The 14,672-nt window shown below is 69.8% G+C and carries 13 protein-coding genes; 1 reads left to right on the forward strand and 12 read right to left on the reverse strand.

Features of this window, described 5'->3' with window-relative positions; genetic code table 11:
* Positions 1–23: 23 nt before the first annotated feature.
* Genes J4H85_RS13535 through J4H85_RS13555 form a run of 5 tightly spaced genes read right to left on the reverse strand, consistent with a single transcriptional unit; the run spans position 24 to position 6,387 of the window.
* Entirely contained in the window at positions 24–824 is an 801-nt protein-coding gene (locus J4H85_RS13535) for a putative hydro-lyase (RefSeq protein ID WP_208240725.1), read from the reverse strand.
* Positions 821–2,581: an acetyl/propionyl/methylcrotonyl-CoA carboxylase subunit alpha gene (locus tag J4H85_RS13540; protein WP_208240727.1), complete on the reverse strand. Its 1,761-nt coding sequence runs from the start codon at positions 2,579–2,581 to the stop codon at positions 821–823. The genes J4H85_RS13535 and J4H85_RS13540 overlap by 4 nt, the downstream gene beginning before the upstream one ends.
* A complete protein-coding gene (locus tag J4H85_RS13545; protein WP_307863710.1) occupies positions 2,578–4,308 on the reverse strand; it encodes a 5-oxoprolinase subunit B/C family protein in 1,731 nt (576 codons plus the stop codon). The genes J4H85_RS13540 and J4H85_RS13545 overlap by 4 nt, the downstream gene beginning before the upstream one ends.
* Positions 4,305–5,090: a LamB/YcsF family protein gene (locus J4H85_RS13550; protein ID WP_208240729.1), complete on the reverse strand. Its 786-nt coding sequence runs from the start codon at positions 5,088–5,090 to the stop codon at positions 4,305–4,307. Before J4H85_RS13550 ends, J4H85_RS13545 begins: the two co-directional genes overlap by 4 nt.
* 37 nt (positions 5,091–5,127) lie before the next feature.
* Entirely contained in the window at positions 5,128–6,387 is a 1,260-nt protein-coding gene (locus J4H85_RS13555; protein WP_208240730.1) for an NRAMP family divalent metal transporter, read from the reverse strand.
* A 138-nt stretch (positions 6,388–6,525) separates the two neighbouring features.
* On the opposite strand from J4H85_RS13555, the gene J4H85_RS13560 reads away from it, so the two are divergent.
* Positions 6,526–7,212, forward strand: coding sequence for a GntR family transcriptional regulator (locus J4H85_RS13560; protein ID WP_208240731.1), 687 nt, complete (start codon positions 6,526–6,528; stop codon positions 7,210–7,212).
* A gap of 81 nt (positions 7,213–7,293) precedes the next feature.
* Here the strand turns inward: J4H85_RS13560 and groL are convergent, their stop codons facing one another.
* The 7 genes from groL to J4H85_RS13595 form a co-directional block, all read right to left on the reverse strand.
* A complete protein-coding gene (gene groL / locus J4H85_RS13565; RefSeq protein ID WP_208240732.1) occupies positions 7,294–8,913 on the reverse strand; it encodes a chaperonin GroEL in 1,620 nt (539 codons plus the stop codon).
* 153 nt (positions 8,914–9,066) lie between these two features.
* On the reverse strand, positions 9,067–9,795 hold the full coding sequence (locus J4H85_RS13570) for a LytR C-terminal domain-containing protein (protein WP_307863711.1): 729 nt from the start codon (positions 9,793–9,795) through the stop codon (positions 9,067–9,069).
* 115 nt (positions 9,796–9,910) lie between these two features.
* On the reverse strand, positions 9,911–10,681 hold the full coding sequence (locus J4H85_RS13575) for a lytic murein transglycosylase (protein ID WP_307863712.1): 771 nt from the start codon (positions 10,679–10,681) through the stop codon (positions 9,911–9,913).
* A 9-nt stretch (positions 10,682–10,690) separates the two neighbouring features.
* Positions 10,691–11,467, reverse strand: coding sequence for a heme ABC transporter ATP-binding protein (locus tag J4H85_RS13580; RefSeq protein WP_208240733.1), 777 nt, complete (start codon positions 11,465–11,467; stop codon positions 10,691–10,693).
* Complete coding sequence (locus tag J4H85_RS13585) at positions 11,464–12,534, reverse strand: FecCD family ABC transporter permease (protein WP_208240734.1); 1,071 nt, start codon at positions 12,532–12,534, stop codon at positions 11,464–11,466. Before J4H85_RS13585 ends, J4H85_RS13580 begins: the two co-directional genes overlap by 4 nt.
* On the reverse strand, positions 12,531–13,691 hold the full coding sequence (locus J4H85_RS13590; protein WP_208240735.1) for a heme/hemin ABC transporter substrate-binding protein: 1,161 nt from the start codon (positions 13,689–13,691) through the stop codon (positions 12,531–12,533). Before J4H85_RS13590 ends, J4H85_RS13585 begins: the two co-directional genes overlap by 4 nt.
* Positions 13,688–14,653, reverse strand: a complete 966-nt coding sequence (locus J4H85_RS13595) for an HtaA domain-containing protein (protein WP_208240736.1) — start codon at positions 14,651–14,653, stop codon at positions 13,688–13,690. Before J4H85_RS13595 ends, J4H85_RS13590 begins: the two co-directional genes overlap by 4 nt.
* Between the last annotated feature and the right edge of the window lie 19 nt (positions 14,654–14,672).

Genomic DNA, 14,672 nt, shown 5'->3' on the forward strand with positions numbered 1-14,672 from the left:
CCACCATCGCCCCCGTCCGTCCGCTAGACGAGATAGTTGGCGTCGGGAACGTCGGTGACGAACATGCTGCCGGGCGCGTGCGTGAGCGCGAACGGCGGCCGGGACTCCATGATGGCCGCTTGCGGCGTGACCCCGCATGCCCAGAACACCGGTACGTCGCCGGGCTCGATCACCGGGGCGTCACCGAACTCGGGAGCGTCGAGCCGCGCGATCCCGAGCGACGCGGGGTCGCCGATCGCCACGGGCGCCCCGTGCACTGCGGGGTACCGACCCGAGATCTGCACCGCGTCCGCCACACGGTCCGCAGGGATCGCCCGCATCGAGACGACCATGTCGCCGCGCAGACGCCCGGCCGGCGCGCACGCCCGCGATGTCCGGTACATCGGCACGTTCCGGCCCGCCTCCTGGTGCCGGATCGGGATCCCCGCCTCGACGAGCCCCGCTTCGAAGGTGAAGCTGCACCCGATCAGGAACGACACCAGATCGGGGTGCTCCTCCCACGCCGCCGTGGCGTCGGTGACCTCTGCGGCGAGCACTCCGTCGCGCCAGAGGCGATACCCCGGAATATCGGTGCGGAGGTCCGACCCGGCGGCGAGCCGCGACTCCCACGACCCGGCGTCGAGCACCTCGAGCACGGGGCACGGTCGCGGGTTGCGCTGTGCGAAGAGCAGCACGTCGTACGCCCAGTCCGCCGGCACCGAGATGAGGTTGGCCTGCACGAGTCCTGGGGCGAGTCCACTGGTCGGCGACGTGGCGCCCGACCGAGCTTCGCCGCGCGCCGCGAGGGCCGCAGCCAGCTGGTCCGCCGTCGCGAGCACGCTCATGCGCCCGTCACCTCGCCCATCGTTCCCCGCGCCGCAACGTCCGCCCCGCTGGCGATCGCGTGCCGGAGCACGCCGTCGACGGGAGCCGTCACCGGCACCTCCATCTTCATCGCTTCGAGCACGGCGACGGTCTGTCCGGCAGACACGGTCTCACCGTCGGCGACCTTCCAGGCGCTGAGCGTTCCCGCGAACGGCGCGAGCAGCGCCCCCTCCGATTCGGGCCCGTCCGGTGCGGCAACCTGCGTTTCAGATCCTGTCGGCTGCGATCCGGAGACCGAACCGAGCGCCGCAAGCAGGGTCGCCGGCAGCCCGATCGTCGTCAGGCGGCCCTCCCACTCGATCGGCAGGCGGGTGAGCGACTGGGCCGCGGGGTAGGAGACGTCCGAACCGACCGAGAACTCGGCCGTGCAGTCCTCTTCGATCCACCGCGTATGCACCGAGAACCCGGTGGCGCCGGCGCCCGTGAAGGCCGGATCCTCGACGATGTGCCGGTCGAAGGGCAGCACCGTGGCCACCCCGTCGACCGTGAACTCCGCGAGCGCGCGCCGCGCACGCGCGATCGCCTCGTCGCGGTCAGCACCCCACACCACGAGCTTCGCGAGCAGCGAGTCGAAGCTGCCCGACACGACGTCGCCGGCGGTGACGCCCGAGTCGAACCGGACTCCCGGACCGGCCGGCGGGTCCCACCGGGTGAGCGTGCCAGGGGTCGGCAGAAACCCGAGTCCGGGGTCCTCGGCGTTGATGCGGAACTCGATGGCGTGCCCGATCGGCGTCACCGTCTCGGGTGCGCGCATCGGCTCGCCCGCCGCGATGCGGAACTGCTCCTGCACGAGGTCCACGCCCGATGTCACCTCGGTGACGGGGTGCTCCACCTGGAGCCGCGTGTTGACCTCGAGGAACGTGAGCGTGCCGTCTTCGCCGAGCAGGAACTCCACCGTCCCGGCCCCCACATAGGAGGCCGCGCCGCAGATATCCGTCGCGGCACGGTGAATGCGCTCGCGCAGCTCGTCATCGATGAACGGTGCCGGCGCCTCTTCGACGAGTTTCTGATTCCGGCGCTGCAATGAGCAGTCGCGGGTGCCGAGCACGGCGATGCGTCCGTGACGATCGCCGAGCACCTGCGCCTCGATGTGCCTCGGGCGGTCGAGGAACCGCTCGACCAGGCACGCGCCCGCCCCGAACGCCGATTCCGCCTCGCGAACGGCCGACTCGTACTCCTCGGCGATCCGATCGCGCTCACGCACGACGCGCATGCCGCGCCCGCCACCGCCGTGCACCGCCTTGATGGCGACGGGCAGACCGTGCGCGTCGGCGAAGGCGATCACCTCGTCCGCGCTCGACACCGGGTCGTTCGTTCCCGGCACGAGCGGAGCCCCGACGCTTGCGGCGATCGTGCGCGCACGCGCCTTGTCGCCGAGCTGCTCGATCGTTTCGGGATCCGGCCCGATCCAGACGAGACCCGCGTCGATCACGGCCCGCGCGAAGGCCGCACTCTCGGAGAGGAAGCCGTAGCCGGGATGCACGGCGTCCGCGCCGGCGCGCTTCGCCACCGCGATGAGTTTCTCGGCATCGAGGTACGTCTCCGCCGGTGTCGCGCCGTGCAACGCGTACGCCGCGTCGACGGTGCGCACGTGCAGACTGTCGTCGTCGCCATCGGCGTACACGCCGATCGCGGTGATACCGGCATCACGAGCGGCGCGAGCCACGCGCACGGCGATCTCGCCGCGGTTCGCGATGAGTACGGTTCGGATCGTCATCGAATCACTCCTTCGGTCCCGGCACTGTCGAGTACCGCGAATCTCACACGCGCCCCCGGAGGGAGCTGCGCTGCTCGGTCCAGATCGGCATCGATCACGACGCCGATGACCGGGTACCCGCCGGTCAGCGGGTGGTCTGCCAGGAAGAGGACGGGCTGTCCGGCCGGGGGCACTTGAATCGCGCCTCGGGCGAGCCCCTCGCTCGGAAGCTCCGCGTCGCGGTACGCCGCCGTGCGCACGAGCGGTTCACCCGCGAGCCGCACCCCGACCCGATCGCTGCGCGGCGTCACCTCCCACTCCTGCGCGGCGAGCGCGGCGAACGCCGCGTCGTCGAACCAGTCGTCGCGCGGCCCCCGACGGACCCTGAGCACGGTCTCGTCGCCCGAGCGCGGGAGCCGCGCGGCTTCGCGCGCCTCACCGTCGGCGTCGTCCTGGACTGCTGCCGCGCGCTGCGCATCGATCGCGCCCGTGCGCACCCGCACCGGGGAGCCGGAAACGACCGGGCCGGGACCGAGCCCCGCGAGCGTGTCCGTTGCGGCGCTGCCGAGCGTCTCCGGAGCCGCGATCCCGCCGCGGATCGCGAGCACCGTCCGCAGTCCGGCCTCCGCCGGGTGCAGGAGCACCTCATCGCCGGCGTCGACCCTGAACGGCACACCCGTCCGGATCGGTCGCGCACCTGCGACGCCGGTCACCGTCCCGGGTCGGGTGGCGCCGGTGAGTCCGAGTACGAGCGTCCGCTCGGCCCTTGCGGCGAAGGCGCCCATGCCGATCTCGAGCACCGCCGCCGTGTCATCGTTGCCGACGAGCCGATTCGCCCGTCGAGTCGCCCCGCGGTCGGCAGCTCCCGACGCGCTCACGCCGAGGTGCGCGAGTCCCGGACGCCCGAGGTCCTGCACGAGGCACCGCAGGCCGGCATCGTGCACCCGGAGCGCGACGGCGCTGTCCGGCGCATCGACGGCGCCGCCGGACGCGGGTGCTTCGCCGGCTCCGCGACGTTCAGCGGTCGCCGTGTGCGGCGCTGCATCCGCTGCGCCGTCTCCGGGCTCCACCGCCACGAACCGCACGCCCGCGCCCGGTCGCAGGAGAGCCGGCGGCTCGCGATCGAGATCCCACATCGGCGTCTCCGTGCGCCCGATGAGCTGCCACCCGCCCGGACTCTCGCGGGGGTACACCCCGCTGAACGAGCCGGCGAGCCCGACGGACCCCGCCGGGATCCGAGCGCGGGGAGACGATCGACGCGGCACCTGCAGCGCCGGATCGCCCCCGGTGATGTACGCGAACCCGGGTGCGAAGCCGGTGAAAGCGACCGTGTAGGTCGCCGCCTGGTGCCGCTCGACGACCTCTTCCGTGGAGAGTCCGGTGAGCTGCGCGACCTCGTCGAGGTCCGCGCCGTCGTACACGACCGGAACGTCGATCAGCGGCTCCGAGGTCGAAGCGCGCACGGTCTCACCGGCGTAGGCGTCCCACAGCTCGGCGAACCCGATCTCGCCCCTGCCGGCGACCTGCGCCGCGGCATCACGTCCGCGCAGCAGCACCGTCCGCGCCGCAGGCACGAGTTCATCGATATCGAGCGCACCGTCGTCGCGCGCCCGCGAGAGCGCGTCGTGCAGTGCCAGCGCCGTCGCGAGATCCCCGCAGTCGACGAGCAGCGCACCGTCTCCGACCGGCCGCACGTCGAACGACACGTCCGATCCCGAGCGGTGCGGCAGCGCCCCGTCGCGGATCACTGCGCACCCCGCGATCCGGACGCTCCGCTCGCGAAAGCGGACAGCTCCTCGCCCGCGTCGAGCAGCGCGGTGCGCACGGCAGCGGCGATCTCGACCGCGCCGGGGCTGTCGCCGTGCACGCAGATCGAGGCGGCGGGCACTGCGATATCGGTACCGTCCTTCGCGGCGACGACGCCCTCGCGAGCCAACCGCACCATGCGCTCCGCGACCTCGGCCGGGTCGTGGATCACCGATCCCGATTCCCGCCGCGAGACGAGCGCGCCGTTCGGCTCGTAGGCGCGGTCGGCGAACGCTTCGGGTACGGCGTGCAATCCGGCGGCCTCGGCCCAGTTCACCAGCCGCGAGCCGGCCAGACAGACGAGCGGCAGCGTCGAATCGACGGCCCGGATGGCACGGATGACCGCCGCGGCCTGCCGCTCGTCGCGCGCGATGGTGTTGTAGAGCGCGCCATGCGGTTTCACGTAGGTCACCTCGGTGCCGGCGACGCGGGCGAGCGCCTGAAGCGCACCGATCTGATAGATCACATCGGCCTCGAGCTCGGCGTCGGCGACGTCCATCGGCCTGCGGCCGAACCCGACGAGATCGGGGTAGGCGACGTGGGCTCCCACGGCGACGCCTCGAGCGGCCGCACCGCGGAGCGTGTCGAGAATGGAACGAGGATCGCCCGCGTGGAACCCGCAGGCGACGTTCGCGCTCGTGACGATGCCGAGCATGGCGTCGTCGTCGCCGAGGCGCCACGCACCGAAGTGCTCGCCGAGGTCGCTATTCAGATCGATGCTCATGTACCGGCCTTTCTCGTGCGGATGGTGCTCTGCGGGGTCACGCCGCCAGGAAGGCGAAGATCCCCGTGAATGACATGATGCCCATGTACCAGGTCAGCACGGTCACGACGGTCCCCGAGATGAGCAGCCACTTCGGCACCCGGTAGCCGTTCAGCAGGTCACGGCGGAACCAGCCGATGTACATGAAGATCGTGAATCCGAGGGGCAGGATCAGACCGTTGAACCCGCCGGCGAACACGAGGAGCGCGACGGGCGTCGTGCCGAGCACGAGATAGACGCTGAGCCCGAAGAGGATGAAGCCCACCGTGATCCACGAGCGCACCCGCATGTCGATGCGACGGCTGAACACCGTCGTGAACGACACCGAGGTGAACGCGGCGCCGATGACGCTCGAGATGCCCGCGGCCCAGAGCACCAGACCGAACGCCCGGAGGCCGATCTCACCCGCGGCGGCCTGGAACGCATCGCCGGCCGGGTTGCCCGCGAGGTCGAGCGTCACACCGCTGGCGGTCACGCCGAGGAACGCGAGGAACAGCACGTACCGCATCACGCCGGTCACGGCGATGCCGGTGAACGCGGATCGGGTCACCTGTTCGGCGTGCTCGACGCCAGAGACTCCGGAATCGAGCAGCTTGTGCGCACCGGCGTAGGTGATGTACCCGCCGACGGTGCCGCCGACGATCGTCGTGATCATCGCGAAATCGATCACATCGGGCAGGACCGTCTGGGTGAGCGCCTCACCGATGGGCGGGTTCGCGACGATCGCGACGATCACCGTCAGGATGATCATCACGAGTCCGAGCAGGATCATCACGCGGTCCATGACCACGCCTGCGCGTTTGACGATGAAGATGACGATGGCGAGCGCCGCGCTGACGGCTCCGCCGATCTTCGCGTCGAGTCCGAAGAGCGCGTTGAGTCCGAGGCCGGCGCCGGCGATGTTGCCGATGTTGAACACGAGCCCGCCGAAGATCACGAGCACGGCGAGCACGTATCCGCTGAAGGGTACGGCTGCGTTGGCGAGCTCCGCGGCGCGGCGACCGCTCACCGTGATGATGCGCCAGATATTGGCTTGCACCACGAAGTCGATGAGGATCGACGCGAGGATGCCGAATGCGAATGCGGCGCCGAGCGTCGCGGTGAAGGTCGCCGTCTGCGTGATGAATCCGGGTCCGATGGCCGACGTTGCCATCATGAAGATCGCCCCGAGGAGGGACGCGCGTCGTGCGCGGACGAAGCCGACCGCCCCGCTCGCGACGGTTTCCGGACCCGGAACCGCAGCGTTCCGTTCGCTCATCTGCTGCTGCCTTTCATCGGTGCTTCACTGCGCCAGTCGCCCAGCTCGACGCCGGAGCGTCTCGACCATCTTGCGCTAGATTGTTCAACAATGCAAGCGAGACGTTCAACACGGATGGGGTGCCAGTAGGATCGGAGCATGACTCAGCCCGCTGACGACGCCGTCGCCGCACCGCTCGGTCGGTCGCGCGCCGAGGAGACCGCGGCCGCGCTCCGCGCGCTGATCGCCGATGCCGAACTCACGCCGGGTATGCGCCTCGCCGAAGTGGACCTCGCGCGCACCCACGCCGTGTCCCGCAATACGCTGCGCGAAGCCTTCCGCATCCTCAGCGAGCAGTCGCTCGTCGTCCAGGTTCCGCACCGCGGCGCCTTCGTCGCCACCCCGTCCGTGATGTCGATCATCGACATCTATCACGTGCGGCGCATGATCGAATGCGGAGCGCTGCGCACCGCACTGCCGAAGCATCCCGGCGTCACGCGCATGCGCGAGGCCGTCGACACCGCGCTGGCCGCCCGTGAATCGGGCGACTGGCGCACCGTGGGTACCGCGAACATCTTGTTCCATTCCGCCATCATCGAACTCGCCGACAGTCCACGCCTCGCCCGCTTCGCTGACGCGCTCGCGGCCGAGGTGCGACTCGCATTCGGCCTCGTCGACGACCCCGAGTATCTGCACGCCCCGTTCATCGATCAGAATGCCCGCATCGTCGAGCTCGTCGCAGCGGGGAGTGCAGACGAGGCTGCCGAGGCGCTCGAGGGCTACCTGCACCGCGCCGAACGCGTGCTCGTCACCGCGTACGAGCGCGCCAGCGCCGCACGCGCCTGACGCAGTCGGTCGGGTCGTCGCGCACAGACGAAAAAGCGGGGCCGCACCCGAAGGTGCGACCCCGCTTTCGCGATGCAGGACTTAGAAGTCCATGCCGCCCGTCGGGTCGGCCGGCGCCGAAGCTGCGGGCTCCGGCTTGTCGGCGACGACGGCCTCGGTCGTGAGGAACAGGCCGGCGATCGATGCCGCGTTCTGCAGCGCCGAGCGGGTGACCTTCGCCGGGTCCAGGATGCCCTGGGCCACCAGGTCGCCGTACTCACCGGTCGCGGCGTTCAGTCCGTAGCCGACCTCGAGGTTCGCAACGCGATCCACGACGACGCCGGGCTCGAGACCCGCGTTCTGCGCGATCTGGCGCAGCGGTGCCTCGATGGCGGTCTGCACGATCTTCGCGCCGACAGCCTCGTCACCCTTGAGCTCGAGCGACGCGAACACGTCTTTGCCCGCCTGGATGAGTGCGACACCGCCGCCGGGGAGGACGCCCTCGTCGACGGCAGCCTTCGCGTTGCGGACAGCATCTTCGATGCGGTGCTTGCGCTCCTTCAGCTCGACCTCGGTCGCGGCACCCGCCTTGATGACGGCGACGCCACCGGCGAGCTTCGCGAGGCGCTCCTGCAGCTTCTCGCGATCGTAGTCGCTGTCGGTGTTGTCGATCTCGCGACGGATCTGCGCCACACGGCCCTCGATCGCGTCGTTCTCGCCGCCGCCCTGGACGATGGTGGTCTCGTCCTTGGTGATGATGACCTTGCGCGCGGTGCCGAGCATGTCGAGGGTCGCGTTCTCGAGCTTCAGGCCGACCTCTTCCGAGATGACCTGGCCACCCGTGAGGATCGCGATGTCCTGCAGCATGGCCTTGCGACGGTCGCCGAAGCCGGGCGCCTTGACGGCGGCCGACTTGAAGATGCCGCGGATCTTGTTGAGCACGAGCGTGGCGAGGGCTTCGCCCTCGACGTCCTCAGCGATGATGAGGAGCTGCTTGCCCGACTGGATCACCGGGTCGACGACGGGGAGCAGGTCCTTGATGTTCGAGACCTTGCTGTTCACCGTGAGGATGTAGGGATCCTCGAACACGACCTCCTGGCGGTCGGAGTCGGTGACGAAGTACGCCGACAGGTAGCCCTTGTCGAAGCGCATGCCCTCGGTGAGCTCGAGCTCGGTGCCGAAGGTGTTGGACTCCTCGACGGTGACCACGCCCTCCTTGCCGACCTTGTCGATCGCCTCGGCGATGAGCGCACCGATCTGCTCGTCAGCCGCCGAAATCGAGGCGGTGGCGGCGATCTGGTCGGTGGTCTCGACCTCCTTCGCGTTGGCGAGGAGCTTCTCGACGACGGCTGCGACAGCCTTCTCGATGCCCTTCTTCAGCGCGATGGGGTCGGTGCCGGCTGCGACGTTGCGGAGACCCTCGCGAACGAGCGCCTGCGCGAGCACGGTCGCGGTGGTGGTGCCGTCGCCAGCGACGTCGTCCGTCTTCTTGGCGACCTCCTTGACGAGCTCAGCACCGATCTTCTCGTAGGGATCCTCGAGCTCGATCTCCTTGGCGATGGACACGCCGTCGTTCGTGATGGTGGGGGCGCCCCACTTCTTCTCGAGCACGACGTTGCGGCCACGCGGCCCCAGGGTCACCCTGACGGCATCGGCGAGGGTGTTCAGACCCCGCTCAAGGCCGCGACGTGCTTCCTCATCAAAAGCAATGATCTTTGCCATGTAGTCGTCCCTCCCGGACGTTCCAGGTGTGCCCCAGTCCGGGACACGATGCTCACAGACTTAGCACTCGATCATTTCGAGTGCTAAGACAATCTTGGCACTCACACCCGACGAGTGCAAGCGCGGGAGGAGACTCCGGGCGAGCTCGGAGGACTACTGCACCGGGACGTCGCCCGACGCGTCGACGCCTCCGTCGATGTCAGCCGTGGCGTCCGCTGCGGCATCGGCTTCGACCCCGGCATCGGCGTCAGGAGACTCGGTCCCAGGGATCGTGTTCTCACTCGTACTCTGCTCGAGCTCGGTGGCCTCGTCGGCTCCGGGTCCGCCGTAATCGGTACCGAGCAGCACCACGAGTCGGGCACCGTACGAGGCGTAGCCGTTGCTCTGGTAGATCGAGAGCCCGCCGAGTTCGCGAGCGAGGCCCTCGGCCGCGGGGATGTCGGCTTCGTCCTCGTAGAACACGCCCGAGATGGAGACGTCGTCTTCTGCGGCGTTGCCCGCGAAGACGATGACCCCGAGGTCTCCGTCACCGATGACCTGACCGACGCCCTCCGCGAGATAGGGCGTGTCCGTCCCGTTGAGTACCGCGACCGATGCTTCGGGATCGAGTTCGGGTTCGATCTGCGCGGTCTCGCTCGAGCCACCGATGCGTTCGTCGAGGCCGAGGTTCGCGCCGATCCGCTCGACCGTGAAGATGCCGAGCCCGGTGAGCAGCAGAAAGCCGACCACGCCGGCAATGACGAAACGCCAGGCGTTCCGCGGTCGCGCGACGACGCGGTGCGCGCCCACCCGACCCCGCATCTCGGGGTGGTCGAAACGATCCTCAGGGTACTCCTGCGATGCATCGCGCCGGGACGTTTCGTCGCGGGGTGGTTGACTCACGCGGATCCTCTCGGGGTTCTCTGATGGTCCGAGCGCGCTCGAGCGGTGCCGGACCTGCGTTCCAGAATACAGGTGCGCGCTCGACAGCGGCTTGACGATACCTGACGGGTGACGCTCACTGCGCCGCGCGCACGTACTCCGCGGCGGCGTCCGCGACGCGCTGCTGGTACTCCGCGGAGTCGTTGTACGAGCGGACCGCGGCGACCCAGGCGTCCCCGTCGGCGAGTGTGCCGCGCGCCGCGCACAAGTAGCGCGCGGCCGTGAGCGCCGCGTCATCGATGTGATCGATGTCTGCGCTCCCGTCCCCGCTGCCGTCTCTCCCCCACTCCGTCCAGGTCTGCGGAATGAACTGCATCGGACCGACCGCGCGATCCCACTGGTCATCTCCGTCGATGACGCCACCGTCGGTGTCGGGGATGGCGTCGGTCGTCGCCCCATCCAGCGGAATGCCGACGATCCGAGGAGTCGCACGCCCGTCCTCGCGAATCGCACCGCCACCGAGTGTGCCGTGCTCGGTCTCGACGAAACCGATCGCCGCGAGCGTGTTCCACCCCACCTCGCAGCCGGAGTCGGCGCGGACGCGCAGATCGGCCCCCGCATACGCCAGCAACGCCCTGTCGGGGATGCCGGTTCGCTCAGCGACGTTGGCGACCCAGCCAGGGTCGGGCAGGGAACCGACCACCCGGGGGTCCGCGTCGGCCGTCGCCTCAGTCGTCGGCGTCACCTCTGACGACGCGGACACCGCACGCTCGCGGGTGAAGTCCCGACTCTGCGCGTGAGAGGCGAGCGTCCCGATCGACCAGACGACGCAGACGGTCGCCGCGCAACCGAGGGGCACGAGGACCGTCAAGCGACGACGCGCACGTCGATCGTCCGATCCCGACACGGTGCGTTCTTACCCCGCTCGGCGCGGGATCACGATGGGACGACCGGTGTCCGGATCCGGCATCACCCGCACCGGGGTTCCGTAGACGGCCTCGATCCGCTCGGCCGTGAGCACCGATTCCGGAGCGCCCCGCGCCGCGAGCGCGCCGTCGGCGAGGATCGCGATCTCATCGGCGTACGCAGCCGCCAGCGACAGGTCGTGGAGTACGACGATGACCGCCTTCCCTGCGGCGGCGAGGCGACGGGAGATGCGCAGCACCTCCTCTTGGTGGCGCAGGTCGAGCGCGGCCGTCGGCTCGTCGAGCAGCACGATCCGCGTCTGCTGGGCCAGCACGCGCGCCAGCGACACCCGCGCCTTCTCGCCGCCCGAGAGCGTCGGAAACATGCGGTCCGTGAGGTGCGCGACATCGGTGACCGCGATCGCATCGGCGATGGCGGCATCGTCGTCGTCGGCACGGTCCGTACCCATCCAGGGGGCTCGCCCCATGTCGATGACCTGCCGGGCGGTGAACGAGAACGCCACCTGGTTCGCCTGCAGCAAGACGGCGCGAATGCGCGCGAGCTCCCTCGCGTCCCACTCGCCGAGCGGCCGGCCGTCGAGTGTGACTCGTCCCTCCGTGGGAGTCAGATCGCCCGACAGCAAGCCGAGCACCGTCGATTTGCCCGCCCCGTTCGGACCGACGAGCGCGAGCACTTCGCCGTAGCGCACGTCCATCGAGACCGACTCGACGATCCGGATGCGTCCGGCACGGTAACTCGCGGCCTCGAGCCGCTGCGCCGCGCTCACGCCCACCCTCCGGAACGACGTCGGTTGCGCCGGATGAGCCAGTAGAAGAACGGCCCGCCGACCAGAGAGGTCAGCATGCCGATCGGCAGGTCTGCCGAGGGGACGATGGTGCGTGCGATCAGATCGGCGTACACGAGCAGTGTCGCACCCCCGGCGATCGAGCAGACCAGCAACCAGCGATGCGCGGGGCCGAGGATCATGCGCACCACGTGCGGCACCACGAGCCCCACGAACGCGATGATGCCGACGAACGCGACACCGACCCCGGTGAGCAACGCGACGAGCACGACCGACCAGATGCGCAACCGCTCCACTTTCACCCCGAGGTGCGCGGCCGTGCGATCGCCCAGGGAGAGCAGGTCGTACTGCGGAGCGAGCTTGATCGCCAGACCCGCGGCGAGCACACCGACGATCGCGACGATGGCGACCTCGTTCCACCGCGAGCCGTTGATGGATCCGAGCTGCCAGAACACGATCTGCTCGCGGCTGGACGTGTCGCCCGCGAACATGATGAGGGCGAGGCCAGCGCCGGCGAACGCGTTCACGGCGATGCCGGTCAGGAGCAGCGTGACGACCTCGGTGCGCCCCTGCGCACGCGCCGTCGCATACACGACGAGCGTCGCGGCGAGCCCGCCGAGGAACGCGAACGCGGCGATCGTCCACCCGCCGAACACGCCCAGGCCGAACGTGATGGCGCCGGCCGCCCCGAGAGCTGCGCCCGAAGAGACCCCGACCACTCCGGGCTCGGCGAGCGGATTGCCGAAGATCGCCTGCATGACGCCGCCCGCGACGGCGAGCGCCGCGCCGACGAGGAGAGACATCACCACGCGCGGGAACCGGATCTGCCAGAGCGTCTGCTCGATCAACCGGTCGCCGGGAGCCCACGGGGTGTCGATGCCGATGGTCTTCAGGATCGACCCCACGACTTCGGCAGGGCCGATGGGCAGCTGACCGAGTCCCGCGGAGAGGAGCACGCCGATGGCGAGGAGCGCACAGGTCACCACCAGCACCCACGCGCCGCGCTTGACGGTCGGCGGCGGGGCCTGAGCGGTCGAGACGTCGGTCACGGGGCCTCGGATCCGGAACCGGACTCGGGCGCGTAGATCGCTCGGGCCAGCGCGTCGACCACCTCGGCCGAGCGCGGTCCGAACGAGAGCACCGCTCCATCGTCCATGTCGACGACCCGCCGGTGTTCACCGGCGGCAGTCACCGCGATCGCGGGCTTCTCCTGGACCAACCCGTCCACCCCTCCGACTGACTCGATTCCACCGGTCATGGTCAGGATCAGGTCGGGATTCGCCGCGACGAGCGCCTCATCGGTCATGGGCTTCATGCCGGCCCACCCGAGTTCGCCCGCGACGTCGACACCGCCCAGGGCCTCGATCAGCTGATCCGCGCCGGATTCCGATCCGAACATATAGTACACACCTGCGTTTCCGCGCAGATAGAGGAAGAGGATGCGCACCCGATCCCCCTCGGCGGCCGGCACCATGTCGGCGACCTCGGCGACCTTCGCATCGACCTCGTCGCCGATGCGCTCCGCGAGCTGCTCGCCGGCTTCCTCGGCACCGTAGACCGCGGCGACTTGTGTGACGAGGTGCTGCGCTCCGGCGAACGACGGATCGTTCTGCACGAAGATCACCGTGATGCCGACGTCCCTGAGCTGTTCGATCACGTCGCGGGGGCCGATCGTTCCGTCCGTGATGACCACGTCGGGCTTCAGCCCGATGACCGCCTCGGCGTTCACCGTGTGGCCGCCAGACGTGACGACCTCGAGGTCCTCGGTACCGGGGAAGGTCGTCGACTGGTCCTTTCCGACGAGCGTCTCTCCGAAGCCGAGTGCCCAGGCGCTCGCCGCGATCGATCCGGCGAGGTCGAGGGCGACGACGCGGTCCGTGGACTCGACGATCATCTCGTCTTCGCCGCCGCCCTGGGCATAGGACGTCACGGTGGCCGGGAGCGTCTGAGCCGGATCCTCGGCGATCGGTTCGATCGCCGAATCGGGCAGCACCGCGGTCGAAGGCCCCTCGTAGCTGCGCGGGTCGTCGAGCACCTCGAGCTCGGAGAGCGGCCGCTGCGGTTCGTTCGACGCGCCGGATTCCCCGTGCGGACTGCCCGAGCAGCCGACGAGCACGAGCGCACCTGCAACCGCGGTCGCGACGAGCGCGGTGATGCGGCGGCGACGCGCGCCGGGACACCGGTGTCCGAGTGCGGCGCCGCTCATCGGTCGTCCCCGTACAGCTTGCGCACCTGGTCGTCGGATGCCGGGTCGCCGGTCCCCGACGGGGTCGACTCACCGATGGGTGTGGGACTCGCGGCCCCCGCTCCGTCTTGCGCGGTCGGTGCGGTTGGGGCGGTTGGGGCGGCCTTCGGTCGGCGCCCGCCGACCAGCATGCCGACGGTGAACCCGATGACGAGCAGAGCCACTCCGCCGATGACGAGCGGCAGCCACGGAACCTGCGGAACCGGGAGGACGGTCGTCTCGGTGTCGGTCGCCTCTGGATCTGGGGTCGCCGCGGTCTGCACGGGAGCCGCGGCGACGGAGTCGCACCCGTCGAACTGCAGGGACACGGTCAGCGGGTCGAGCGCTTCACCCGACTCGTAGAATCCGGCGAACGCCTGTGCCCCCGAGTTCGTCAGTGTCGTCGGCAGATCGGCGATGTCGAGTACGTCGTCAGCGGGCGCGAGCGCCCCCTCCACGGCGACGTCGCCCACCCACTCCTGCGCGGTGTCGACCGCGACCTCTCCTTCCATGTCGGTGCTCTTCGCATCGAGCAGCAGGGCGGCTCGGCCGTCGCCCTCGAACTCGATGGTCGGATTGGCGAGGGTCAGATCCAGCACGCCGTCGTGTCCGGTGAAGTGCACGGTCCCGGTGAAGGAGATGGTTCCGGTGCCGGTGGCGGGGTCGATGCTGCCGGTCGCGTCGGACCACCGGAAGTTCGGGGTCTCATACTCCGCACCGTCCGAGGTCTCCCACGAGCCGTTCGCGATCGAACCGCTGATGTATGAGCGGAAGCTCTCCTTCACTCCCCAGTCGAGCGTGCCCCCGGTCACCGCGCACGACGCGGACTGCTCCTGGGCTGCAAGCGGTGCCGCCGCTGCCGCGGTGGGTACGGCGAGCACCGCCGCGGCGAGCGATGCGGTCAGCAGTGCCCCTCCGACGCGAAGACCTGAACGAGATTTCACGGGTGTTCCTTCACTGCAA

Origin of the sequence: Leucobacter tardus (assembly GCF_017583045.1) — a bacterium.
GTDB lineage: Bacteria > Actinomycetota > Actinomycetes > Actinomycetales > Microbacteriaceae > Leucobacter > Leucobacter tardus.